Source organism: Deltaproteobacteria bacterium (assembly GCA_016183235.1).
Lineage (GTDB): Bacteria > UBA10199 > UBA10199 > DSSB01 > JACPFA01 > JACPFA01.
On sequence record JACPFA010000013.1, the window covers coordinates 58005 to 82681 of the forward strand.

Genomic DNA, 24677 nt, shown 5'->3' on the forward strand with positions numbered 1-24677 from the left:
TTATCTTTTGGATTTATAAGGTCGATAAGGTCCATGAGAGTCAAAAATAGGAACTCCACCTCGATCTTGTGCGTTGATTCTCGCCTTAAAATAGATGGGCGTATCACCCATATCTAAAATGGGCCATCCTTTAGGATCTATAGTAATCCGCTGAGCGCCAACCATCAAAAATTGTCGTCCAAGGGGCCGATGCGGATTTTTGCCTTCATGGAGTTTTAAAAGCACTTCCCCCAAACGAATGATAGGTTTTTTCTCCTTGCGATCAAATTGAATTCTCTCAATTCTTAAAAAATCCCCACGGGCTAACACTGCTTGTTCTTCGGGAGGCAAGTGGGCAATGAGTTCACTAACTTTGGGTAAATCGGCATCATGGTCATCCCCACCCAGTGGGTTAAATTGAACAGGATAAAGAGTCCATATAAAGGTATCTAACCAAACAGTGGCTTCTCCTTTAATATCACTAACCCTCAAAGGTCCTATATCTACCTTCGTCACATCGATAATGCCTGTATTCGGATCGAGAACCACTTTTCCCTTATCCATCCTTCTTTCCATCGATATTTGTCGAATATCAGCAATGGAGAGCGTTGCATTGGCTCGGATGGCGGTGGGTTGTACGTTTCGGTTTTTTTTATGTATTTTTTGTCTCGCTGTAATATTGGGTCGATGAATTAAAATGGTATCTTCAAATTGAGCCGTCAATCGAAGTGTTTCTATGCTATCTCTAGGCTTGGCGAGTTCTCCACCCCCCGGTGACAAAAGAAACTGTGCAGGCCCTTCGATCACAACATTGGACAACTTTGGTAAAAGATACATACGGGGAATACCAAAATCTAAGGGCGAGGTTTCAATTCCTGTAAAATGCAAACGAAAATCCCCTGAAAAACGGCTTTCCTGCTTAGAAAAATATAGGTTCGCGTTATGCACAAAACTATCCTCAAGATTACTTTTCAAAAACTTTGAACGTCCACCAATTCTAAGTTCTGGGATAGACATCTGAAAAGAACCCCCCTCTTTTTTGAAACCAAAATATAAAGAAAGGGCCTCGAGATAAGGCCCCTTAATATTTAACACACCCACTTCATTTGAAGATAAACTCAGTTCACTGAAATGGATCCCTGAAATATCACCTGAAAGCCCTTCAGTGGTTTCTTGAAAATGAATTTGCTCAATGGTTTCTTGCCGACCTTCTTTAGCCCCTTGAAAATGGAGAGAAGTTTTCCCCACTTGAATTTCCACAGGGCCCACCTTAAGCTTACGAAGCTGGAGCGTTTTTTTATGGGTCTCAGAATCATTTTGAAGAGAAAGGTGTTCTAGGCTCACTCCAGGTTTTCCCAAATCGAAAATAAGTCTACCTTGTGAATCCCAAATTTTCAGTTGCTTAGCTTTAAACCCTTTAATGTCTAGGGTAGCTTGCTCCAAACCATCGCCATCGCTATTGAAAAAAGAATAATTCCCCAATTTCAAACTTTCTATTTCTACCCCTTCGCTCTCAATCGTATAAGCACCTAGCTCAAGTAGGCTGGGGCCTATTTTCAGACCTTCGCATTCAAAGGTTCTCAAACCGGTTTGCGGATCTCGTGTAAACCTAACATCTAGAGAGGATCCTTCTTGAAAAGACACCGTTCCAAAAGGAGTTCTTATCTTTTGCCCTAATAAGAGTATTTTAAAAACAGCACGCTGGGCCGTAGTAAAATCAAATAAAGGCCTAGCCTCAGTTTGAAGCTCGCCGGGACGCACAGGGCTGGGTATAAACCGAGCTTCATAAGGCAGTTTGCCGCCTAAACGTTGCCTATCCTCAGCTTCATCATGGGGACAACGATAATATTTTTCATTAAGTAGCCTTGGCCTTAAAGCGTAAGGATATTTAAGACCAAGCTCGTTTCTCGCTTTAAGTTCGAGCTCCATGCTTTGAAAATATTCAGAATCCCCTTTATGCTCAGGATCAAAGGGTTTCCTGGGTAATTTTTCTAGATCACTTTTTTTGTGTGCCTCCTGCTCGGCCAAAGATCCATAATATTTTTTCTCAATGGCCTCAAATTGAACATGATGAGGAAGTTTAAGGCCTAATCTTTTTCTATCATTATACTCAGCTTGCTGACTTTGATAGTAATCTGGATCTCCTACTTTTTGAGAATCAAAAAGTTTTTTAGGCAAAAGACTTTTGACACGCTCCAAATCGGCAGCCTCATCATGGGGACAGCGATAATACTGAGGATGCGGTAGGGGAATGCGGTCTTTATCTTGAATATTGGGATTATAAAAAAGAGAGCGATCACTGGTTTCATTGTTGGTTCCATCCCAAATCCATGACATTTGACGAATAAAATCTGCCGGTATTCTAGACAAAGATCCATATCGAATGGATTCTGTTAAAGGCCCCCCTTCCTTTATGGAAGCATAATCTTTTTTTCGGTTATTTCCAAAAGCAGGCATCCAAGGATCTAAAAATAATTTTCGCCCTGAAAATGCTTTTTGCAAAGCAACAATTACCCCACCCGCAACAGGAATACCACAACCGCTCCCCCCAATCACCGGTAGAAAGCGGATCCCATAATTATTGCTTGGCATAGGCGGAATGACTTCACCAAACTTGAAAAATTTATATCGAAAAGCCCCTGGGGTTTTGGATCGATCTCTGAGTAGTCCCGTATATTCGATGGGTTGAGTTAGTCTTAAAGCAGCTTCATCATAACCGTAAAAACCTGCAATACTTAAATCACAGAAAAGAAAATTGTGAAGGGGCTTGCTATAGAGCACATTAAAAACAACGACACTGGCACTGGGTTTTCCCTCCTCTCTTCTCAATTCAAGATGCCAAGTGGCTGTGGTATTTTCTTCAAACCGAACGGAGTTTTTTAAGGGTTTTTTATATTCTTTGGGAATGGTTTCCTGATCCCTTCCATAGACTTCAGGATAACGCGCTCCCGGTTGCATGGTGATTCCTTCAATATCAATGTCCATAGAAGAAATAGCTCTTGCAAAATCCTGCCCGAACTCTGTCCAAGTATAAGTAGCCACCTTGGGTAGAGCAGTATTTACATTGATACTGGAAAGCACTTCTCTCAACGATGAGTGAATACTTTCAGAACGGCCAAAAGTTTGTAATAATTTCGGACAAAATGGGGCGGAGTTCGTGGGAAGACAAAGGTTGAATGCCCGAGAATCTTGATCAGAAACATAAAAAGTATCTCGTTGCCCTTGAGTGAAAAGGGTGAGAGGATTAACGAGATCTGTCTCATTCTCGCTGGGCACAAAGCCCTGGAGAAATAATCTTAAGTCGTTAAGAATCGCAGGGGAAGTCACGGATTATCCCCTTCTTCTCGTTGTTGCAAAAACCACAATAGTTTTGAATAGGGGTGTCTTTCTTGTTCATCCAAAAAGTCTTGTTCAATGGCTCCCACACCCCTGGGAAGAAAATAAACATTATTAGAAGGCAGCCTAAAGGTAAACAGCAGTGGCACAATCATGCCAAAGGGACGTAGGGTTCTTTGATCCACATCCACTTCCAAGTGGTAATCCCCCCAGGCATATCCCTTAAAAATCTCTTGATGTGTGGGGTCGTCTCCCTTCATTTTAGGTAAGGCGGTCTCCCACTTTTGAGGAAGGGGCTCCTTTACCCAACGAGCGTATTTTCTGCGTGGCCTGTAGGATCCATCTACCCATACGTAAACGTCCCGATGGGGAAGCCACTTTTTTGTGGATCGACCCTTTTGATCTAAGGTTAACTGAACCCACTGCTCTCCAATGGCATTGGCCGCCCAATGGGTCCAAGCAAAATAGGGAGGCCCCACCATTTGACAAGCACTGTCTAGTAATTGCATGTCACCAGGCAGTGGATTAAAATGGGTTCTCAAGGGATAGGGATTAGAAACAAAGCCCCCTGCCGCATCTTTAAGAAATCTTGGTTTTCTGTATCGACGGGTTTCAGGATCAACAAGATATGGGCCATCTTGATTGCCCACTAAACTTAAACGCCCAAGACCCACGAAATGGTTTGGATCATAGCTTAAGTCTTCCATGTTTCCCGTGAACCGACCATCTAAAGCAAAATAATGGACCAACCCGCGCGACGTTTTAGCTAGCAAGGGATCATGAAGCCCCTGAAGACTAAAAGCAAAATCCGCACCTGAAAAAGCAACATGTCTTTGGTTGGGCCTCCATTGTATTTCAAGGGGATCTTCCGAAATACTAGATAGCTTTATATGGATAGGGCCCCTTATTTTCCCCGTCTTTGAAACACAAGCTGGCTGTTCTGATTCATTATTGGCTAAAATTTGAAAATCTTTTAGACTGAACTTAAAAGTATCTTCATCTATTTGAGCACGATCAAAGGCAATAGAAATTTTAGATTGATGAAGATCTAGAAGATCTCTCCATCCAAATCGGTCAGCAGAAAATTGTAGGCTAAAAATATCTTTCTCACCCCTTGCCATTCCCAGGAGGAGCCTTGCACCCCCAAGCATAGACAATAGTTTTTTATCCGAAGACTTTTGAGAATATTCAAAATCGATTTGAGTACCCTCACCCACCCACCACATGCTGGCAGGGCTAGTATCAATGCTTCCATGAGTGTGTTGTTTGTCTGAGCGAAAGTCAAACTGAGTATGAGTAATCAAATGACCAATAGAGTTTGGCAATTCATAAACCCAATGCTGCCCCTGTGCCCCCCAGCGGTCAAATAAATCCATAATATTAGGAAATTCTTGCAACAGATGACGAACGTTTAAAGGAATTTCTGTATGACTTTCAAATTCCCAGCCTCCTTCAGCCCCAGAACTGGCCTGTAGGCTTAGCGTAAAACCATCGTTAGTAAAAAAACTTGGTTTAAAACCGGGGATGTCTGTTAACGTGATATTGAAGTGATCTAGCAGCGGCTCACCGCTTTCTGTTTCGATCACTTCAATATCTTTGAAACGCAAATAAGTCGTACCTTTCTGAAAGTTTATTTTTCCATCGAATAATGGAAGTTCTGTATTCACAAGTAGGCTGCCCAAAACAGTAACCTTTCCAACAAAGGGTAATAAAAAATCTAAACTAAAATGAAATACTCCATTAATGTGGGTGCGAAGAGACAATCGGGTAACGTGTAATCCTGATAGAAAGGTTAAAGCCTCTTCACGCTCATGGTCGACAATTTCGCTTTGACGGGCATCGGCCCAAATTTTTCCACCCAGAAAAGCCCACTCAGACATTCCTGTTTTTGGAGAGGTCTTAAAGACCCATGGCATGACCTCTATTTCAAAGTTTGAAACATCTAATTTTGGAAACCTAAGATCTTGATCAGGAAAAGTCACCGTGGCATCAAAGCTTGAAGCCCCAAAGGCAATGCCATTGGGGATGACGAGTCTCGTCATCTCCCTTACATTGATCGTAATTTTGGCATTTTTAAATATATCTTCTAGAATATTGAGGGGGCCATTATTGCCTTTTGCTTCAGAATAACATGTTGTTACATAAGGAAAATCGGAAGGGCCTGAATCGGTTTTTTGTTCTGAACTGAATAAGACTCCCAAGAGGTCGTTTACCCGAAGCGCTGAAGGTAGGCTTCCGTTGTCTTCTTTTAACGCATCTGGAAGATAGTGGTTTAAAGATTTTCCAACCGGTCCATCGTTGAAAAGCCAATTTGAAGCGGCAAAAAATCGATCAGGGGTTGAGCTAAGCCAAAGCTCACCATATTCAATAAGATCACCCTGTGAATCACGGTGAGGTGGGTACCAGTATGTTAGAGCAGGATCTGAAACATCAACAACAATTCCGTTAACTTCAACACCACGAGTCTGAAGAAGTTTTCTACCTAGGAAGAAAAAATTATTGCGGATCGATAGATCTCCAAAAAGCTTGGCGTTGTTAAATTCAAAATCAACACTATTGTACTTCCAATCATTACAACTAATATTGCCTTTCAAATCGGCAGCAATAGAGATAGTCGCCTCATTAATATGTAAATCCACGGGGCTTGTAGGACGGATAGGGGGAAGAACCATGAGGGAGCCTTTGTAAGTCCTTGAAATCCAGTTATTATTCCCCCGTCTGGTTCATCGTCAAAATGATGTAGATGTTGCGGTGCAATCATTCGACAGATTGTGCCTTGACTTATAATATCTCTTGGTATTATATTTTTATAAAAAGGTAATACCTTATGAATCATTTACTTTCGTTTAAATTACCAACCGGGCTTTTCTCTTCTTTGGAAGCCACCGCCAAACAAGAGGGGGTGTCTAAAGGGGCACTCGTACGCAAAGCGCTAGAAAAGTTTCTAAACAAACCCACAAGCAAAAGCGAACAAATCAAAAAAATTACTAAAGGTTTGTTAATGAGAAAAAAAATTTCGCCCCCTAAAATCGATTGGAATTATTTGCGAGAAAAAGTTTCTACCAAACAAAGATTAAGCCCTGAAGAAGAGGTTTTGGCATCTCGCAGGCGAAATTTATGAAAAAGGTTTTTATTGATTCTGACATTTTCGTCCGCGATCTGCGCTACCCGAGGGATTCAAGAACAGAAGCAAATCAAAAGTTTATCGAAAAGATCCAGGCTCGAAAGGGGTTAGGGGTAACCTCTATTTTCAATCTTTTGGAAATCTGTGGGATTTTATCCTTCAATTTATCCGCCGAAGAATTATTGCAACTTTATGGTGATTTTATCAATTATTACAAAGTACAAATTCTCTTCCCCGCAGATGCAAATGGAAATTTGCAATATGATATTATAAAGATTTTTGGCCAAATTCAAAAAAAACAAAGTTTGGGAGATGCCCAAGTCAGCTATGTGGCTGAACGATTCGCCTCACAACTATCCTGTTTTGTCTCTTGGAATGCCCCACATTTTACAGAAAAACTCCCCCTTCCCATCAAAACCCCAGAAAAATATCTCCTCATCTAACCACAGTTGACACATTCTCTATTCCCTGCGAAAAAACCCTATGGTCAATTTTCGGGAACGCTATGCGGTGTTTATTGTCAAAAACTTTAAAGCAATTATCAGCCTAGCCATTCTACTCGCTGTTGCTTCGGGGCTTTATGCCGGTTTGCGTTTAGAAAGCAAAACTGGGGTACTCGATCTTTATTCTGAAAAAAATCCCATCTTTAAGCGCTTTATTGGTTTTAGTGAATCTTTTGGGGTGGCCGAAGATCTCATGATCGTTGTGGAGGGCGAAGATGCTGCCTTGCAACGCCAGGCTATTGAAACCTTGGCGCAAAATTTATCTCAAGACCCGCATCATCTTATCAAAAGTTTGCTCTATCGGCTAAATGTAGAATTTTTTGAAAAACATTTTTTAGAATTTTTATCTGCAGAAGAGCTTGAAACCATTCACCGTGAGATTAAAGACCCCAACGGAGGAGTGCGGGCTTTATTTCAAAGTAAAGACTTGGCGAGCTTTTATAAAGCTCTTAACGCTAAGCTTCGTTTAAGTTTAAAAAAAGGTTCTTCCTTAGATGCAGAAGCAACCGTCAAAAATCTCAAAAATTTGCTTCAACCTCTGGTCGCTATGCAAGCGGCCCTGGAGAAAGATGATTTTTCAACAAGCCCTTTTTCTACGAAAGGGGCCATTTTAGATGAACAAGGTTATTTAAGAGCCACTCCAGGGAATTTTTATATTTTATTTTTGCGCCCGAATGAATACCGTCAAGATTATAAATACGCTCAAGAATTAGTGAAGTGGTCTCGCGAAGTTGTTCAAACCGTTCGAAACCAATATCCCCAACTCAAAATCGGCATTACCGGTGGGCCGGCCTTGGCCCACGATCAGTTCACGGTAAGCGAAGCCGACATGAATATCGCAACTTTATTTGCCTTAGCCACCACTATGCTCATTTTCTTTTTTGCATTTAAAGCCTTTGGCCGCCCACTCTTAGGACTTGCCACCCTCCTACTCTGCATCAGTTATACCTTTGGCATGGCCACCCTCACGATTGGCTACCTCAATATGTTTTCTTTGGCCTTTGTGGTGATTATGATCGGGCAGGGTACCTATTATGGGGTTCACATTGTCGCTCGATATGAAGAATTTTTACAAAAAGGTCTCTCGGTTACAGAGGCCGTTAGTCAAAGTGTCATCCACAACTTTCGTAATATCACGATTAGCGCCCTTACCACGATGACTGCCTTTTTTACTGCCGCTTTGATTGATTTTAAAGGCTTTGCCCAATTGGGATTTATTGCTGGAGTCGGGGTGCTGATGAGTTGCGTCGGCATGCAACTTATTTTGCCGGCCTTAATCTTATGGCGTGAACAGCACCGCACTATTAAAACCGTTCAGCCTCAAATAGCATTGCCTGGGAAATGGGCTAAAATATTTGCTCAAACGGTTGACCGATATTCTAAGGCGATTATTATCTTAGCTATCATTGGGTTACTGGGGGGGATGTATTTATTTTTAAGCCCCAACCACGGCATTGCCTTTGATCATAATCTTTTGAATCTACAGGCCAAAAATACCGAAGCGGTCGATTATGAAAAAAAACTGATCGATACTAATTTAAGCCCACGAGCCGGGGTTTATATTGTGAATGATTATGCCGTGGCTCAAAAATTAGCGACTGCTGCAAGCCTTTTGAAATCGGTGAGCCGAGTGGAATGGGCCGGAGATTTTTTGCCCAACCCCAACCTTCGCCCTCAAGTAATTAAAGAAACTAAAAAATCTCTGCGCTTGCTCAACGCCAACCCAGTTAAAGAAAAAATCACGGTCGCTGAAGTGCAGCAACTGCAAGCGGAATTGAAACAGCTACAGGAAAATTTTGTTAAGATTCAAAATCAGGCCTTCAATGTTGAAGGTGGTGATCAAATTATCAACATTTTGGAAGAAGGCAATGCGACGATCACCTCGATTCAAAACATTCTCGATGATGTCATTGCGAGCGAAGCGCGGCAATCTTCAGCTTTAAACAAGTTCCAAAATCTATTTTTCAAAACCTCTCGCCATTATTTTTCGCAAGCGACCAAAAGCCAAACCTTGGCTGAAAAAGATATTCCCGAAGGTTTGCTAAAACCTTTTATCAATCCTTTAGGGCAATTTGCGGTGTATGTTTTCCCTCAAGTAAACATTTGGGAAAAATCCTCTTTGTTTCAATTTGTAGAAGACTTGCGCTCGCTCGATCAACAGGTAACCGGCTCTCCCATTATGTTTAAAGCCATCATTGATATGGTGGAATCAAACTATTTTAAAGCGGCGACTTATTCAGCGATCGCTATTTTTATTTTATTCTTCATTAATTTTCGATCCCTCAAACTGGCTTGTTGTTGTTTTATCCCTTTGATTTTCGGGGTGAGCTGGCACTTTGGGCTGATGTCGCTATTGGGGTTAACCTTTAATACCGCCAACATGATTGCCTTGCCGATGATTTTAGGGATTGGCGCCGACAACGGGGTGCATTTAATGGAACGCTATTTAGAAGAACCTTCGCAAGGGGTGAATGTTCTGCTTAAAAGCACGGGCAAGGCTTTACTCATCACCTATTTTGATTCGGTAACTTCGTTTTTGGGCATGGCCTTCGCGCGTCACCAAGGGCTGGCAGAGCTAGGGCAGGTGGTGATTCTAGGGCTTACGACATGTACCTTAGCGGGAGTTATTTTGTTGCCAGCGTTATTGAAACATGTGTTAAAGAATAATATGTCATTGCGAGGCGAGCCGAAGCAATCTTCTCTTTTAACAAAGATAATCTAGAATGGAAGATTCTTCGCCCTGCTGGGCTCTGAATGACAGAACTATTTTATGTCTCTACCTATCATTACCATAATATTTTTGGCCATCTTAGCCCTAGGCTATAAATTTTATGGTGGATTTATCAGCCGATTTTTTAAACTCAACGACAACACCCTCACCCCGGCAGTTGCTTTGAATGATGGTGTTGATTTTGTCCCCACCAAACCCTTTTATTTATTAGGCCAACATTTTAGCGCCATCGCCGCGGCGGGTCCCATTGCCGGCCCTATTCTCGCTGCCCAACAATTTGGTTGGTTACCTTGCCTATTATGGATTGGCATTGGCGTTATTGTCATTGGAGCGGTGCACGACCTCTCGGCCTTGATCGCCAGTGTGCGCCATCGCGGCAATTCGGTTGCCGAGATTGTTAAAGAAAACATTGGCCAACGCGCTTATTTAGCCATCATGGCGTTTATTTGGATCACCTTGGTTTATGTGATCGTTGCCTTCACCGATATCACAGCTAGCACTTTTGTGGGTCGTATTGAAGAACTCGAAGGCATGCAAGTAGGGTTTGAACGTGGCGGCGCTGTGGCAGCCGCTAGTGTCATGTATTTGCTGCTTTCTATTTTCATGGGGGTCGTGCAAAAAAAGTGGAACCCCCCGCTATGGCTTTTAACCCTCATCTTTGTACCCAGTGCCTTAGGCGTCGTGTGGCTGGGGACTCAAGTCTCGACCCTCTTGTTACTCTCTAAACAATCGTGGGCCTTGATCATCTTGGTTTATTGTTTCATCGCCTCACTACTACCCCTTTGGCTTTTGTTGCAACCACGGGGCTATTTAGGTGGGTTCATTCTCTACATTGCTTTAGCCGTTGGGGTGATCGGAATTTTTTTTGGAGGTTATGAAATCAAACAAGCCGCTTTTAAAACTTGGACAGCCCCCGGGGTTAATGGTTCGCTTTTTCCTTTTCTCTTTGTCACCATTGCTTGCGGTGCCTGCTCAGGGTTTCATGGCTTGGTTTGTTCAGGGACTACCAGCAAGCAGATTTCGAAAGAAAGCCACTGCCGCCAAGTGGGCTATGGGGGCATGTTGCTAGAAGCCTTTGTAGCTCTGATTGCGCTGGCCACCGTCATGATTTTAGCCGATGGCGAAATTAAGGGAACTCCGGGCGCTATTTATGGTGCAGGCTTAGGCCGCTTTATCACTTTGCTTATTGGCGAAAATAATTTGATCTTTGCGATTACTTTTGGGGCCATGGCCTTTTCGACCTTTGTCTTTGACACCCTCGATGTTGCCACGCGGCTGGCCCGTTATATTTTGCAAGAACTCACGGGGAAGAAGAGCCGGATTGCTGCTGTCATTGCAACCTTGATGACGGTTGCCGTGCCGGCTTTGTTTATTGTGATTGCCAAAGAAGGGGGCTGGTCTTATTTTTGGATTCTTTTTGGCACCTCCAATCAACTCATGGCAGCGCTCACTCTTTTGGGGATTACCGTTTGGCTTTATCGTTCGGGGAAAAATTATGGGTTTACTTTAATACCCATGGTGTTTGTGATGGTTATTACTTTTTGGTCGCTCTTTAAACAAATGGGGAGTGCTTTTGCTCAATTGCACACCGCTACACTTAGCAATCAAATCGTCTTGGTGAACGGGATTGCATCGACGGTATTGTTTTTGCTGGCAGGGTGGATTATTTTGGAAGCTTGCTTAAAACTGAAGATTGCCACGCTCGCCAACGGGGCTCGCTCGCAATGACATTATGAATATTTCTCACTTAAATAATTCATAAAATATTTTGAATTCAAGGCCTCGCCGGTCACTTGAATACATAATTCATCGGCTAAATAAAGCGAACCTTGTTGGTGAATTTTTTCTTTTAGCCACTGCCGCAAAATTTTCAAATTCCCTTTAGAAATTTCAGTTAACAAATTGGGAATTTGTTTTTTAGCTGTGGCAAAAAATTGTGCCGCATACATGGCCCCCAAAGTATAAGAGGGGAAATAGCCAAAAGTTCCCCCTGACCAATGCACATCTTGCAATACGCCCTCACGATCGTTGGGTGGTGTAATGCCCAAATAATTTTGCATCTTTTGATTAAAAATTTCTGAGAGTTCTTTTACCAAAATTTTCCCACCCAATAAATCCCGTTCAATCTCAAAGCGTATCATAATATGAAATGGATAAGTGACTTCATCGGCATCTACCCGAATCAAAGAAGGTTTTACTTGGTTAACAAAGTGGTAAAGATCTTTGACCTCTGCCCCCTTTAAGGCATGGGGAATGAGAGTTTTGAGTTTAGGCGATAAAAATTCCCAAAAATTAACGCCTTGCCCCACTTGTTTTTCCCACAATAACGATTGTGATTCGTGCAGGCCCATTGAAACGGCTTCCGACACAGGCTGACCATAAAATTTTTCGTTCCGCCCTTGTTCATAAAGGGCGTGTCCTCCTTCATGAATCACACCCATTAAGGCAGAAACAAAATGATCGTCTTGATAACGAGTGGTAATTCTCACATCGCTGGGGCCTGCGCCTCCACAAAAAGGGTGCACCGAAGTGTCCAGCCTGCCTCGTTCAAAATCAAAACCCATTTGTTGTAAAATCAGCAGCCCCAATTCTTTTTGCACACTTTGAGCCACAGGGCCACCTGGCACCTTCGTAAGTTTAGAATTCTTGCGACTTAACAATTGATTCAAAAAAGGGATCAAAAAATCTTTGAGGGGTAAAAATAAGGCCTCAATTTTTTTGATATTCATGCCGGGCTCATAATCTTCGATCAACACATCATAGGGATGCTGATGGGCATCAATGGCTTGGGCTCGCTGCTTTAATAACGAGAGGTATTCGTCTAAAATGGGTTGAAATTTTTTAAAATTGGCCCCAAGCCTCGCTTGCACCCACACTTCATGACCCCTTACTTCTAATTCTGCCAAGGCTATTTCTAGGTCAGCGGGGATTTTGACCAGTCGATCATAAGTTCGCTTGGCCTCTCGCACATTGGCCTTTTGCCAAGCATCGAGATTTTTTTCTTGTGACTGACACTCGGCCAATAATGCACCCAAACGTGGATCGGTCGCCCTTTGATGGTATAAACTAGTCAACGTAGCCATTTGCCCGCCCCTGGCTGAGACAGCCCCTTTAGGCATAACGACTTCTTGGTCCCAATTAAGAATACCCATCACCGAGCCCAACTGGGATAATTCGGCCAAACGGGGGGTTAATTCGAGATAAGCATCCATGAGTATTCCGCCTATACTCTAAATTAGGTTGTTTTTTCTATTGAAAAACTCAGCCTTTTATATAGTGTCCCCTTAAGTCAAGGGGGTAAAACTTGTCATTGCTTTCTCCCCTTATTTTATTCACTAACAAATGCCAAAGGACGCTTCTTATGAAAGACTGCTTGCAAACCAAGGGGGCAGGGATGGTCATTTTCATTTTACTCTTGGTAAGTTTTTCGACTCAGGCCTCACCATCCCATAATAGGCCAATTTCAACAGATGCCCTGCAATCGTTGATTATGGGCTTTATCCCCAACTATGGACAAGTGGGAAAAGAGTATCCGTTTTATACGCTCGGTTTGCAGCACAGCACTTTTTTTTCAAAACATGGGGTGCTTTATTCGGCGAAAGTTGAACAAACTTTTGTAGGTGCCAACTCTAATCCCATGCTGATTCCCGCCCTCCCCAAAAAAGGTTTTATTAATCACTACCGTGGTAAAGACCCCAGCCGGTGGCAAAGCAAGCTACCTTTGTTTGATTTGCTCACCTATCGCAACCTGTATCCTGGGATTGATTTGATTTTTAAATTTAAGGGCAATCAGCTCGAATCCGAGTTCGTGGTTAACCCTAAGGCTAATTATAAAAAAATTATCATGGCCTATTATGGCCTCAACAAACTTAAGCTCAATCAAGATGGTTCATTAACACTTAAGACGAATGCTTTTTCTTTAACTGAAAACAAACCCTACGTTTATCAAATCGTTCAGGGAGAAAAGAGAGAAATACGCGGGCAATTTAAAATTTTGGCTGATAAACGTGTAACTTTCGACCTGGCACCTTTTGACAAGCAATACCCTGTGGTCATTGACCCGGCGATGACCTACTCCACCTATCTAGGAGGTGATGATTTAGACATCGCCTATGCAATGGCGATAGACGCCGATGGAAATATCTTTGTAGCCGGAGGAACCAATTCATCAGATTTCCCTACCCAATCGGCTGAACAAGCCAGTCTTTCCGCAGTTACTGATGCTTTCATTGTAAAATTCAACTCAGGGGGTACCACCCTCGCCTACGCCACTTACTTAGGTGGTGACGCCACAGATATAGCTACAGACCTCGCCTTGGATTCTGCCGGTTCAGCTTATATTACGGGCTTTACAACTTCCAGTGATTACCCCACCAGCAACTCCACAGGATTCAGTAGCGCTGACATCTCTTTGGGTGGCACGACCGATGCCCTTGTAACAAAATTGAATACCGATGGCACCGTGGAATTTTCTAGTTATGTGGGGGGTAGCGATGATGAATTTGGCTTTGACATCGCGGTAGATGTTGATGGGGGCTTTTATATTGTTGGTCAAACCGAATCCTCCGATTTATTAGATCTCTTTGAGAATAGTACCCCTGTTCAGGCAAGCCTGTCGGGGTCTAGTGATGCCTTTGTCTATGCTTTTTTACCCACCAAGACTCTATCCTTTGCTACTTAACTTAGGCGGCTCTGGATCCGAACAGGCTATTGATATCGAAGTAGATTCTTCTAATAATCTCTACGTCTTCGGCCTTACCACTTCCACTGATTTCCCAACCCAGTCTCCCTTACAAAGCTCGTCAGGGGGTGGATTTGATTGTTTCGTGGCCAAAATTGCAGCCACAGGTTCATGGCCCAACATCACGGCTTCACTCACCTTTAGCACTTACTTAGGCGGCTCTGGCACCGAAGAGGCCAAAGATCTGGCTCTGGATTCCAACAATAACCTCTATTTAACTGGCAATACAGCCTCTAGCGATTTTCCCACCGAAAATCCCTTACAAGCCACTTTAAGTGGTAGCAGCGATGCCTTTTTAACAGTTATCAGCTCGGATGGTTCGCAAATGACCTATTCATCATATTTTGGTGGTAGTGGTGATGAATCAGGCCGTGGGGTGGCCGTGGATAGCCATGGGGTTTATATGATGGGTTACACCAATTCTACCGATCTCACGACAGCTAGCCCCACCCAATTGGCCAACGCCGGTGACTTGGATGCCTTCTTAGTCAAATTCAACACCGATCTTAACCAAGTGCTCTTTTCTTCTTACCTAGGGGGATCATCGAGTGAAGGAAGTGTTAGCGCCCTCGACACCAGCGGTGCCATGGCACTAGACAATGGGGGCGATGCCTTCTTAACGGGCTCAACCAGTTCTACCGATTTCCCCACGGCCTCAGCTTTTCAAAGTTCCAAAGGCTCTGGTGCCACGGCAGATGCCTTTGTCACCGAACTTAACATCACGGCCCCTGGGGTAAGTTCTACCAGCCCCACCAGCGGTGCTACGAGCGTTGCCATCAGCGACAACATCACGGTTACGTTTAATGACGATATCGATTCTGCTACCCTCACTTCTTCTACTTTTTTTCTGGACGGTGGTATTACCGGAACGGTGAGCTATGACAGCGCCACCAAAACGGCCACTTTAAATCCCTCTACCAAATTGCAATCTTCAACCCAATACACCGCCACCCTTACCACCGACATTCAGGATACGGGTGACAATGCTTTGGCCTCGAATTATACTTGGGCTTTTACCACCGCGGCCAAAATTTCAACCGCTAGCAGTTGTAACCTATCAAAAGATGATGTTTTCAATCCTTTAGGTGGGATAGCGGCTACCGAATTAATCCCTAATGACTTAAGTCAAAAACAACTGCCTCTTTATTTTATTGAAAATCGTGGGCAGTTAAATCCTGCAATCGATTTCTATGTGCAAGATCGTCAGCACCAGATTTTATTTTCGAAACAAGGAATAGATTACCATTTTTCTCTTAAGCAAAAATTTCTACATTCCAATCCTCACGTCAAGATCAAGGCGCATGGTTATGCAGCAGCTAAAATCAATTATCTTATGGGCAATGATACTAGCAAGTGGTTACGCAATATTCCCACCGCTACGCAAATAGTTTATGAAGATCTCTACCCAGGTATCGACATGGTGTTGCATGGAACCAAGGGGAATTTAAAATCCGAGTTTGTGGTTAAAGCAGGGGTCGATTACCAACAGATCAAAATCGCCTATGAAGGGATCAATGGCCTAACGTTAAGCGATCAAGGTGATTTAATCATCCGACAAAAAAATCAGGAAATGCGTGAGCTGGCCCCTTTAAGTTATCAAATCATCGATGGTAAAAAGATTATTGTTCCCAGCCATTACGCACCTCAAGGACAGGGTTATCGGTTTGTTTTGGGCAATGTTGACCCTCAATATCCCTTAGTTATTGACCCGGCACTTTTATATGGGAGCTATTTGGGAGGTACAGCGGGTGACAGCATTATTGAAATGAAAGTAGATAGCTCGGGGAATATTTACTTGGCAGGCTTAACCGCTTCTTCTAATTTCCCTACCACAGTAGGGGCTTACCTCACCAGTTTGCCGGGTTCTATCTCGATTTTTGTCAGCAAAATGAATGCCCAAGGCACGGCCTTGGTTTACTCCACTTTTTTAGGTGGAACAAATACCGATGTCATCTCGGGGATGGCAGTTGATTCCAATGGGGCGGTCTATCTTACCGGGCTTCCTACCTCCACTGATTTCCCCACCACGCTAGGGGCCTTTCAAACAAGTTTGAGCGGAAGCACTGAATGTTTTGTGACTAAATTAAATACCGATGGTTCTAACTTAGACTATTCTTCATTCTTTGGTGGAAGCGGCGCTGAACTCTGTGGTGATATCGCGGTTGATTCCAGCGGCAGCGCCTACATAGTAGGCCTCACCTCCTCTTCTGATCTCCCTTTGCAAAATCCCATTGATTCAACCCTCTCGGGAATTAACTGCTTTGTCACCAAATTTAACTCCACCGGTTCAGGCCTGGTTTACTCCACATATCTAGGAGGAAGCAATCTTTTGGGAGCAGGATTGTTCACTATTGAAACTTGTAATGATATTGTGGTGGGTTCAACCTTGGCGACTGATTTTCCCTTGGCCTCACCGTTACAGTCAAGCCTCAATAATTCTCAGACCGGTTTTTTAACTAAGATCAATGCCGATGGAAGCGCCCTATTATTCTCAACTTATTTGGGTGGTGCTGATACCGATACTTGCACAGACATTGTGGTAGATGCCGACCAGAACATATATACTCTATGCGCTACTCAATCGCTGGATTTTCATACCACTAGCGGGGCCTTTCAAACGAGTAATGCAGGGGCACAAGATATGGTCGTCATAGGTGTTCGCGCAGATTTTTCAGACTATCTCTTTTCAACCTATCTTGGAGGTAATGGTGATGATACTCCCACTGATTTAATGGCGGATACCGATGGCAATGTTTTCCTCGTGGGCACCACGGCTTCTTCCAATTTTCCCACTGGCCGTCCTTATCAAAGTAGTCTTTCAGGCACTCAAGATGCCATCATTGCACAGATTAATCCCACCGGCGGTTTAGAATTTTCCACTTATTTTGGTGGTTCTGCTAGTGATTCCCTGGGCGCCATTGCCTTAGCCCCTAACGAAGCTAAAGTGGTATGGGTGGGGGGAAGTAGCACTGGAACTGACTTGCCCGTTTCTAGTTCAGCCTTTCAATCTTCTAACAATGGTTCTACAGATGTTTATTTTGCGAAAATTGATACGGATAGCTTAAGGGTAAGCTCCACTAACCCAAGCTCTGACCAAGTGCAGGTTTCTATTGATTCAAATATCCGGGTTGTATTTTCGGAAGGCTTGGATTCTTCGACTTTGAACTCGACAACTCTTAGTCTTAGTCCAACGGTGAGTGGGACCTTAAGCTATGATGGCTCGAACAATACAGCAACTTTTAACCCAGACGGCCTATTAGCCATCTCAACCGATTACACGGTTATCTTAACGACTGGGATTACCAATGCCACCGGCAATCCGCTGTCAGCTAACTACTCCTTTACTTTCACGACTGATCCCTTAATCACCCAAGGTGGAACGCCTTTTTGTCAATTGAATAAAGGTGTTGTGAGTTCTCATGGTTTCTTGGAAATTATTTTAGTAACTTTATTAGGTTTGCTTTTATACCGAGGAAGATCGCTGCACCATCATGGATCCCGGATCTAGGCCGGGATGACGTAGGCTGCCCCTAACGCTATCATTTCTTACGTCGCACGACCTTAAGCTGCGACAAAAGCAGTTGATAGACTTTATAATAATCGGGCTCTTTATTAAATTTTGCAAAGAGGCTGGCTTTGTGAAGAAAATACACACATTGCAGCAAGCCGTAATTGCCGCGCAATAATTGTTCTAAAAGTTTTAAACTAATATTGGCACAAGTGCTTGACCCTTTGAAATTTTCCCCCATCGATATCATCAAACTCTCCACTGCCTTATCATGTTGCCCCTTGTGCCAATCAATGAGCCCCAACCAAGTATGGGCCTGATGCAATAAGGGTTGATCATCGGGCGCCAGTTTTAATAGATGCATCAAACGTTTGTGGGCACTTTCATAGGCCTTTAAATATTCCACCTGAATTTGGGCAATGATCAATTTAAAATAAGGATTGGTGGGCAAAATTTTCTCGCCCAATTGATAATAGCTCAACGCCTTTTTATAATTTCCCCGTTTTTTTTCTAACCAACCCAAATTAGCATAAAACAACCACTTCGTTTCCAAATCACGAACCTTCGTTGCCTCTTTCAACCCAGCTTGCAAAGCCGCCTCCGCCTCCGGCAATTGATGCTGCGCAATCAACCGCAACGCCTCAAGTATCTTAGGATTATCAAGATTTTTATTTGGGTTCATCATAATATTTGCTGTATTTGTTCAAAGTCTTTTTGAAGTAGGAATGTTGTCATTGCGAGCGAGCCCCGTTGGCGAGCGTGGCAATCCCATCGCTTAAACAGAAGAGATTGCTTCACCCTGCTGGGTTCGCAATGACAGGGGCCCTCATTAGCCGACCGGGCGCGGGTTCTCAAGTTGCCTCCTCCCTACTTCAAAAAGACGTGGCGAATAATTGAAGAATAAAAAGGAAGATTGCCACGCTCGCAAACGGTGCTCGCTCGCAATGACATCTATTTCAGAACTTCTAACATGCTTGCATGCAACAACCCATTACTCGCCACAATCTCTTTATCATAAATACTAAACTCATTCCCTTGATAATTGGTCACCACACCCCCGGCTTCTTTCACCATGAGATACCCCGCCCCCACATCCCAAGGGTAAAGCTCTAATTCCCAGAACCCATCATAGCGACCACAAGCCACATAGCAAAGATCCGTCGCCGCCACGCCATCTCGCCGCACCGCCCGAGATTGAAATAAAAATTTTTGAAATTCTTCCACGTTGTTGTGCTTGACCTCTCTTATATTATAGGCAAAGCCCGTGCAAAGCAGGGCGTGATTGAGATTGGTGGTTTTTGAAACCGAAATCTTTTTGCCATTCAAATAGGCCCCCTTATTTTTAACGGCGGTAAATAATTCATTTAAGTTGGGCTCTAACACCGCCCCCACGACGATCTCCCCCCGGTGTTCTAAGGCAATGCTGGTTGCAAACAACGGATAGCCATGGGCATAATTGGTGGTGCCGTCTAAAGGGTCGATGATCCACTTAAATTCGCTGTCGGTACGATAACCCCGACCTTCTTCGGCTAAAACATCGTGGTCGGGAAAGCGCCCTTGAATGATTTTAACAATGGCCTCTTCGCAAGCATGATCAATATCGGTCACAATGTTAATGGTTCCCTTAAAATCAATTTGCCGTTCTGTTTTAAGACCCTCTTTTTGAATTTCGCCAGAAAGCAGACTCGCTTCAACCGCAACATCTAAAAAATTTTGATAAGAGATTGCTTCGGCCTTACCTCGCAATGACATCACTGCCTCCTCAACGCCCGGGCGGCTGCCCACACGTAAACTTTATTTGCACCCTGTTTTTTTAATAAACGCGCGCACTCATTAACGGTCGCACCCGTTGTCACCACATCGTCTACCAAAAGTAGGTCGTGCCCTTCTACCGATAAATTGTCCTCGATTTGAAAGGCCTTGTAAACCGAGTTTATGCGCCGCTTGTATCCAAAACGAGTTTGGCTGGGGATAAAACTCTTTTTCTTCAATAAATTTAAGCAAACCGGCCGTTTAAGCTCACGAGCCAAGACATCGGCCAAAAGTGTTGCTTGATTATAGCGACGTACAAACCTTCTAAAAAATCCCATAGGCACAGGAATGAGCAGGCTTGCCTCAGGCCAAACCATGGTTTTGCTTTTTTCCACTAAAACAGCGGCTAGCTGGGTTTTGCCCGCATATTTTAAGGCCTTGACGGCGCAAGCCACCTGCCCCTGATAAATAAAAGAACAAAAAATTTTATCAAAATAAGGAGGCTTGCTCAAACAAGCCTCGCAACGATACCCATTTTCTAAAGGCAAGGCACAAACTTCGCAACCACCCTGCAGGGGTTTAAAATCTCGGTCACATTCGGAACAAAGTTGTTGTTGAGGAGAAGCAAACTTGCCACAAATTAAGCAAGTCGGTTCAAGGGAAAATTTTTTGAATAACATATTATGTCTCTTGTCATTGCGAGCGAGCCTCGTTGGCGAGCGTGGCAATCTTCCTTTTTATATTCGTCACGTCTTTTCGAAGTAGGGAGGAGGCAACTTGAGAACCCGCGCCCGGTCGGCCAATGAGGGCCTCTGTCATTGCGAACCCAGCGGGATGAAGCAATCTCTTCTGTTTAAGCGATGGGATTGCCACGCTCGCCAACGGGGCTCGCTCGCAATGACAGAAATCACAATAGCATGCTCTCACCGGTCATCTCCGCTGGTTTCGGTATACCCAATATCTCCAACATCGTCGGCGCAATATCCGATAATTTCCCAAGTTCACGCAATTTTCGATTTTTAAAAGCCGCTCCAGCCAAAATAAAAGGCACTAGATTTAAAGTATGCGCCGTATGCGGCTTGCCTGCTTCATCGAGTTCTTGTTCACAATTGCCATGGTCGGCCGTTACAATCACGGTGCCAGATTGTTCCCAAATTTTTTGGCAAACCTTACCTAAACATGCATCGACCACTTCAACGGCTTTAATGGCTGCCGGCAGAACGGCTGTGTGCCCCACCATATCGGGATTGGCAAAATTCAAAATAATCACATCATATTTTTTTTTATCAAGCTCGGATAATAGCCGATCACAAACTTGGTAAGCGCTCATTTCGGGTTTTAAATCATAGGTTGGAATTTCTCGCGGTGAAGGGATTAAAATCCGATCTTCTCCTGGAAACACGGCCTCTCTCCCCCCATTGAAAAAAAAAGTCACATGGGCATATTTTTCGGTTTCGGCAATACGCAGTTGCTTCAAACCTTGTTGTGAAATAATTTCTGGAAATATCTTTTGCAAGGTTTCAGGGGCAAAGGCTACTTTTAAGGGAAAATTTTTGTCGTATTCCATCATACAAACAAATTCGGATATTTTAGGAAAAACTTTTCGTTCAAAGTGAATAAATTCAGCAACCGTTAGGGCGCGAGTGATTTCACGGGCACGATCCGCCCGAAAATTAAAGAAAATAACGGCATCTCCATTGGCTATGGCACCTATTGGCTTGCTATTTTTACTTATGACTATGGGTTGAATAAATTCATCTGTCTCGCCACGGGCATAGGCCTTTTCTAAAGCAAGTTTTGGATCTTGTTCTTGCACCCCCTCCCCCAGCACCAAGGCACGATAAGCCTTTGCAATGCGCTCCCAGCGGTTGTCACGATCCATGACAAAATATCGCCCGGTAATCGTCGCGATTTGCCCTATCCCCTTTTTTTGAATTCCTTGTTGTAGAATTTTAAGATAATGAATCCCACTTTGCGGCGGGGTATCGCGGCCATCGGTAATCACATGAATCATCACTGCTTTTAAACCCTGCTGTTTGGCCAAATCGAGCAAGGCCAACAAATGATCTTGATGCGAATGCACCCCACCATCCGAAAGCAACCCCATCAAATGTAAAGTGGAGTGATTTTTTTTAGCCGCCTGAACGGCTGCCAACAAAGCAGAATTTTTAAAAAAACTCCCATCGGCAATCGCTTGATAGATGCGGGTTAGCCCCACTTGGGCAATACGGCCAGCCCCAATATTTAAATGCCCCACTTCCGAATTGCCCATCACCCCCATCGGCAAACCCACGGCTGGCCCCGAGGCATCGATTTGACTATGAGGATAGTGGGCGAGCATTTGATGGTAATTGGGAGTTTTAGCAAGTTCAATGGCATTGCCGGTCTTGGCTTCGCGTAATCCCCAACCATCTAAAATCATCAGCAATAAAGGCTTAGTCATGATGGTACGGCAACCCTTTCAAAATAGATAAACCACGATAAAATTGCTCTAAAAACACGACCCTAGCCAGATCATGGGACATTGTCAATTTAGACAGGGAAAAGAGCTCGTTCGCACGCTCTTTGAGAGCTGGCCCCAACCCATAAGACCCCCCCACTATCCAAACAATCTCCTTGTGAGAAGATTGTAAAAGTTTGCTGATCTTTTCACTAAACTGGCGGCTCGTATATTGTACGCCCGATTCATCAAGGGCAACACAATAGGTGCCAGGTCTTAAAGCACGGATGGCAGCTTCCGAATCAGCCACTTCAACAAGCTCAAAAGGAATGATTTTTTTAATGCGACGAAGATACTCCAAAGATTCATCTGCAAACGGAGCTGATTTAATTTTACTTACGACAATGAGTTTTGTTTTCATAGGGTAATTGTCACGTATTTTGACCATTCTTATCAAGACAACTAACATTGCTCAATCATGAATATTTATAATAAATATCCATGTACTACTTGCAAAGCGTACATCTAAGTGCTACAGTTTAAAACGTTAGGAGGTGTTACTTTGAAGATATTACCGGTAACCGAGTTTCGAGGAAAAGTTTTAAAAATGGTACGCAACGCACAACGTAGTGGCCAAGAGTATGTTATTACAGCTCGAGGAAAACCCGCCGCTGTATTGGTTGGCTTTGATGATTGGGAGGCTATTGTTGAAACACGCATGATTCAGAGCAATAAAAAACTAATGCAAACAATTCGTAAAAGTCAGCGTTATTTTTCCAAAGGTGGAAAGGGAAAATCTCATCACGAACTTAATTGGAGTTAATGGGTGCGTTATCGCGTTGTCATCCCACCCCCCATTGAACGTTTAATCGCCTCATTACCACCCGCACTTAAATCGAAAATAAGGGCGGGGTTAGACGATCTTGCCATTGATCCCTATCAGGGAAAAGCCTTACGGGATAATCTCAAAGGGCTTTATTCACTGCGCGTAACTCGATACCGAATTGTCTATAGTATTCATCAACATCAAATTGAAGTACATGTATTGGCCATCGGTCCTCGCAGCAAAATTTATCATGATGTAGAAAAATGGTTTGAATAATTTATTCCCGTATCTGGCCATTGCCTATCACTACAAATTTTGTCGTGGTAAGTTCTTCTAAACCCATGGGGCCAAAGGCATGCAGCTTGGTAGTGGAAATGCCGATTTCTGCGCCTAAACCCAATTGCCCGCCATCGTTAAAGCGGGTGGAGGCATTCCACATAATGGCCGACGAGTTGAGGTCGCGAATAAACCGCTCGGCTTTGGCCTTATTTTCGGTCACAATGGCCTCGGTGTGAAGGGAGCTGTAACGATGAATATGGTCAAGCGCACCTTCTAACCCCTTCACCACTTTCACACTCAAAATAAGATCGAGATATTCGGTGTCCCAATCGGCGTCGGTTGCTGGTTTAATATTTTTCCCAACCTTTTGCACGATATCATCACCGCGAATCTCAACCTTTAAGCTTTGAAGTTTTTCTAAAATTTTGGGAAGAAAAGAATCTTTTAATTTTTCATCGACCAAAAGAGTTTCCAACGCATTACACACCCCTGGTCGTTGCACTTTAGAGTTAATGCAAATCTTTTCGGCCTTGGCAAGATCGGCCTCTGCATCAATATATAAATGACAAACCCCTTTATCATGGCGAATCACCGGGATCTTGGCATGTTCACGAATCATCTGCATCAGCGAGGGACCACCTCGAGGGATGATCAGATCGATCTCGGAGGCCAAGGTCATGAGATAATAAAGCGATTCCCGATCGGTGGTGGGCACAAATTGAATCATATCGGGATTGAGTTTTTGCGTTTGTAAACTCTCTTTAAGAATATTCACCAATTTTTGATTGCTATGATAGGCCTCGGACCCACCGCGCAAAATCACTACATTTCCCGATTTAAAACATAGAGCCGCTGCATCTACCGTAACGTTGGGCCTAGATTCATAAATAATTAAAATCACTCCAAGCGGAATACGCACCCTTTTGACTTTTAAACCATTAGGCCTAGTCCACTCTTTAACAACATCACCAACCGGATCAGGCAAATGAATAATCTCTTCTAAGGCCTTAGCCATCTCATGAATACGTTTGTCATCGAGCATGAGCCGATCGAGCATGGCACTCGATAGGCCTTTTTGTTTACCCGCGGCCAAATCTTTTTGATTTTCAGCAACGATGGAGGAAATATTTTCACGCAAAAGTTCAGCGGCTTTTTTCAAAAAAGCATTTTTTTGCTGGGTCGTTAAATTAGCCGCATCCAACGTCGCCTGTTTAGCTTGCCTGGCCAATTGAAGGATAACCGTTTGATCCATCCCCTGAGCATAGCGAAGCAATCCCATATTTTCAATCTTAGATTATTGCGCAGCTAAAAAGCGAGTGAGGTGGCTTTGCAGTTGAGTTAGCTTTTTCGACCCGGCGCTCCATCGCCGACCCTAATGGGATTAGCGGGCACGGAAGCCTTCCGCGTTCTCGCCCAGAGGCGAGCCGCGGTTTTCCGTGCCCGCTAATCCGCATTGGG

The 24677-nt window shown here is 43.7% G+C and carries 17 protein-coding genes; 8 read left to right on the forward strand and 9 right to left on the reverse strand.

Annotated elements, in window-relative coordinates:
- Together HYU97_02595 and HYU97_02600 are read right to left on the reverse strand one after the other, a co-directional pair.
- Positions 1-3306 (reverse strand): hypothetical protein, encoded by a 3306-nt coding sequence (locus HYU97_02595; protein MBI2335635.1) that lies wholly within the window; start codon positions 3304-3306, stop codon positions 1-3.
- Complete coding sequence (locus HYU97_02600; protein MBI2335636.1) at positions 3303-5987, reverse strand: hypothetical protein; 2685 nt, start codon at positions 5985-5987, stop codon at positions 3303-3305. The genes HYU97_02595 and HYU97_02600 overlap by 4 nt, the downstream gene beginning before the upstream one ends.
- A gap of 155 nt (positions 5988-6142) precedes the next feature.
- Between HYU97_02600 and HYU97_02605 the strand changes: the two genes are divergently transcribed.
- Genes HYU97_02605 through HYU97_02620 form a run of 4 tightly spaced genes read left to right on the forward strand, consistent with a single transcriptional unit; the run spans position 6143 to position 11401 of the window.
- Entirely contained in the window at positions 6143-6436 is a 294-nt protein-coding gene (locus HYU97_02605) for a hypothetical protein (protein ID MBI2335637.1), read from the forward strand.
- Positions 6433-6882, forward strand: a complete 450-nt coding sequence (locus HYU97_02610) for a hypothetical protein (protein ID MBI2335638.1) — start codon at positions 6433-6435, stop codon at positions 6880-6882. The genes HYU97_02605 and HYU97_02610 overlap by 4 nt, the downstream gene beginning before the upstream one ends.
- A 40-nt stretch (positions 6883-6922) precedes the next feature.
- Positions 6923-9664 carry an MMPL family transporter gene (locus HYU97_02615; protein MBI2335639.1) on the forward strand — a complete coding sequence of 914 codons (2742 nt, stop codon included), beginning with the start codon at positions 6923-6925 and terminating at the stop codon, positions 9662-9664.
- A 48-nt stretch (positions 9665-9712) separates the two neighbouring features.
- Positions 9713-11401 (forward strand): carbon starvation protein A, encoded by a 1689-nt coding sequence (locus HYU97_02620; GenBank protein ID MBI2335640.1) that lies wholly within the window; start codon positions 9713-9715, stop codon positions 11399-11401.
- Positions 11402-11403: 2 nt separating this feature from the next.
- Here HYU97_02620 and HYU97_02625 read toward each other — a convergent pair whose 3' ends face one another.
- Positions 11404-12885: a carboxypeptidase M32 gene (locus HYU97_02625; GenBank protein ID MBI2335641.1), complete on the reverse strand. Its 1482-nt coding sequence runs from the start codon at positions 12883-12885 to the stop codon at positions 11404-11406.
- 182 nt (positions 12886-13067) lie between these two features.
- Here HYU97_02625 and HYU97_02630 point away from each other — a divergent pair, with 182 nt between their 5' ends.
- Positions 13068-14354 (forward strand): SBBP repeat-containing protein, encoded by a 1287-nt coding sequence (locus HYU97_02630; protein MBI2335642.1) that lies wholly within the window; start codon positions 13068-13070, stop codon positions 14352-14354.
- Positions 14344-17922, forward strand: coding sequence for an SBBP repeat-containing protein (locus HYU97_02635; protein MBI2335643.1), 3579 nt, complete (start codon positions 14344-14346; stop codon positions 17920-17922). Before HYU97_02630 ends, HYU97_02635 begins: the two co-directional genes overlap by 11 nt.
- A 31-nt stretch (positions 17923-17953) precedes the next feature.
- Here the strand turns inward: HYU97_02635 and HYU97_02640 are convergent, their stop codons facing one another.
- The 5 genes from HYU97_02640 to HYU97_02660 all read right to left on the reverse strand — a co-directional run bounded on the left by HYU97_02640 (position 17954) and on the right by HYU97_02660 (position 22535).
- Positions 17954-18607 carry a tetratricopeptide repeat protein gene (locus HYU97_02640; GenBank protein MBI2335644.1) on the reverse strand — a complete coding sequence of 218 codons (654 nt, stop codon included), beginning with the start codon at positions 18605-18607 and terminating at the stop codon, positions 17954-17956.
- A 266-nt stretch (positions 18608-18873) separates the two neighbouring features.
- On the reverse strand, positions 18874-19674 hold the full coding sequence (locus HYU97_02645) for an inositol monophosphatase (GenBank protein ID MBI2335645.1): 801 nt from the start codon (positions 19672-19674) through the stop codon (positions 18874-18876).
- Positions 19674-20354 (reverse strand): ComF family protein, encoded by a 681-nt coding sequence (locus HYU97_02650; protein MBI2335646.1) that lies wholly within the window; start codon positions 20352-20354, stop codon positions 19674-19676. Before HYU97_02650 ends, HYU97_02645 begins: the two co-directional genes overlap by 1 nt.
- A gap of 227 nt (positions 20355-20581) precedes the next feature.
- Positions 20582-22117 carry a 2,3-bisphosphoglycerate-independent phosphoglycerate mutase gene (locus tag HYU97_02655; GenBank protein ID MBI2335647.1) on the reverse strand — a complete coding sequence of 512 codons (1536 nt, stop codon included), beginning with the start codon at positions 22115-22117 and terminating at the stop codon, positions 20582-20584.
- Positions 22110-22535 (reverse strand): 23S rRNA (pseudouridine(1915)-N(3))-methyltransferase RlmH, encoded by a 426-nt coding sequence (locus HYU97_02660; protein MBI2335648.1) that lies wholly within the window; start codon positions 22533-22535, stop codon positions 22110-22112. The genes HYU97_02655 and HYU97_02660 overlap by 8 nt, the downstream gene beginning before the upstream one ends.
- A 141-nt stretch (positions 22536-22676) precedes the next feature.
- Between HYU97_02660 and HYU97_02665 the strand changes: the two genes are divergently transcribed.
- Together HYU97_02665 and HYU97_02670 are read left to right on the forward strand one after the other, a co-directional pair.
- The gene (locus tag HYU97_02665; GenBank protein MBI2335649.1) at positions 22677-22937 is read left to right on the forward strand and encodes a type II toxin-antitoxin system Phd/YefM family antitoxin; all 261 of its coding nucleotides are present in this window, start codon (positions 22677-22679) and stop codon (positions 22935-22937) included.
- Between the two features lie 3 nt (positions 22938-22940).
- On the forward strand, positions 22941-23216 hold the full coding sequence (locus HYU97_02670) for a type II toxin-antitoxin system RelE/ParE family toxin (GenBank protein ID MBI2335650.1): 276 nt from the start codon (positions 22941-22943) through the stop codon (positions 23214-23216).
- A gap of 1 nt (position 23217) precedes the next feature.
- On the opposite strand, the gene HYU97_02675 is transcribed toward HYU97_02670, so the two are convergent.
- A complete protein-coding gene (locus HYU97_02675) occupies positions 23218-24471 on the reverse strand; it encodes a glutamate-5-semialdehyde dehydrogenase (protein MBI2335651.1) in 1254 nt (417 codons plus the stop codon).
- Positions 24472-24677 lie beyond the last annotated feature (206 nt).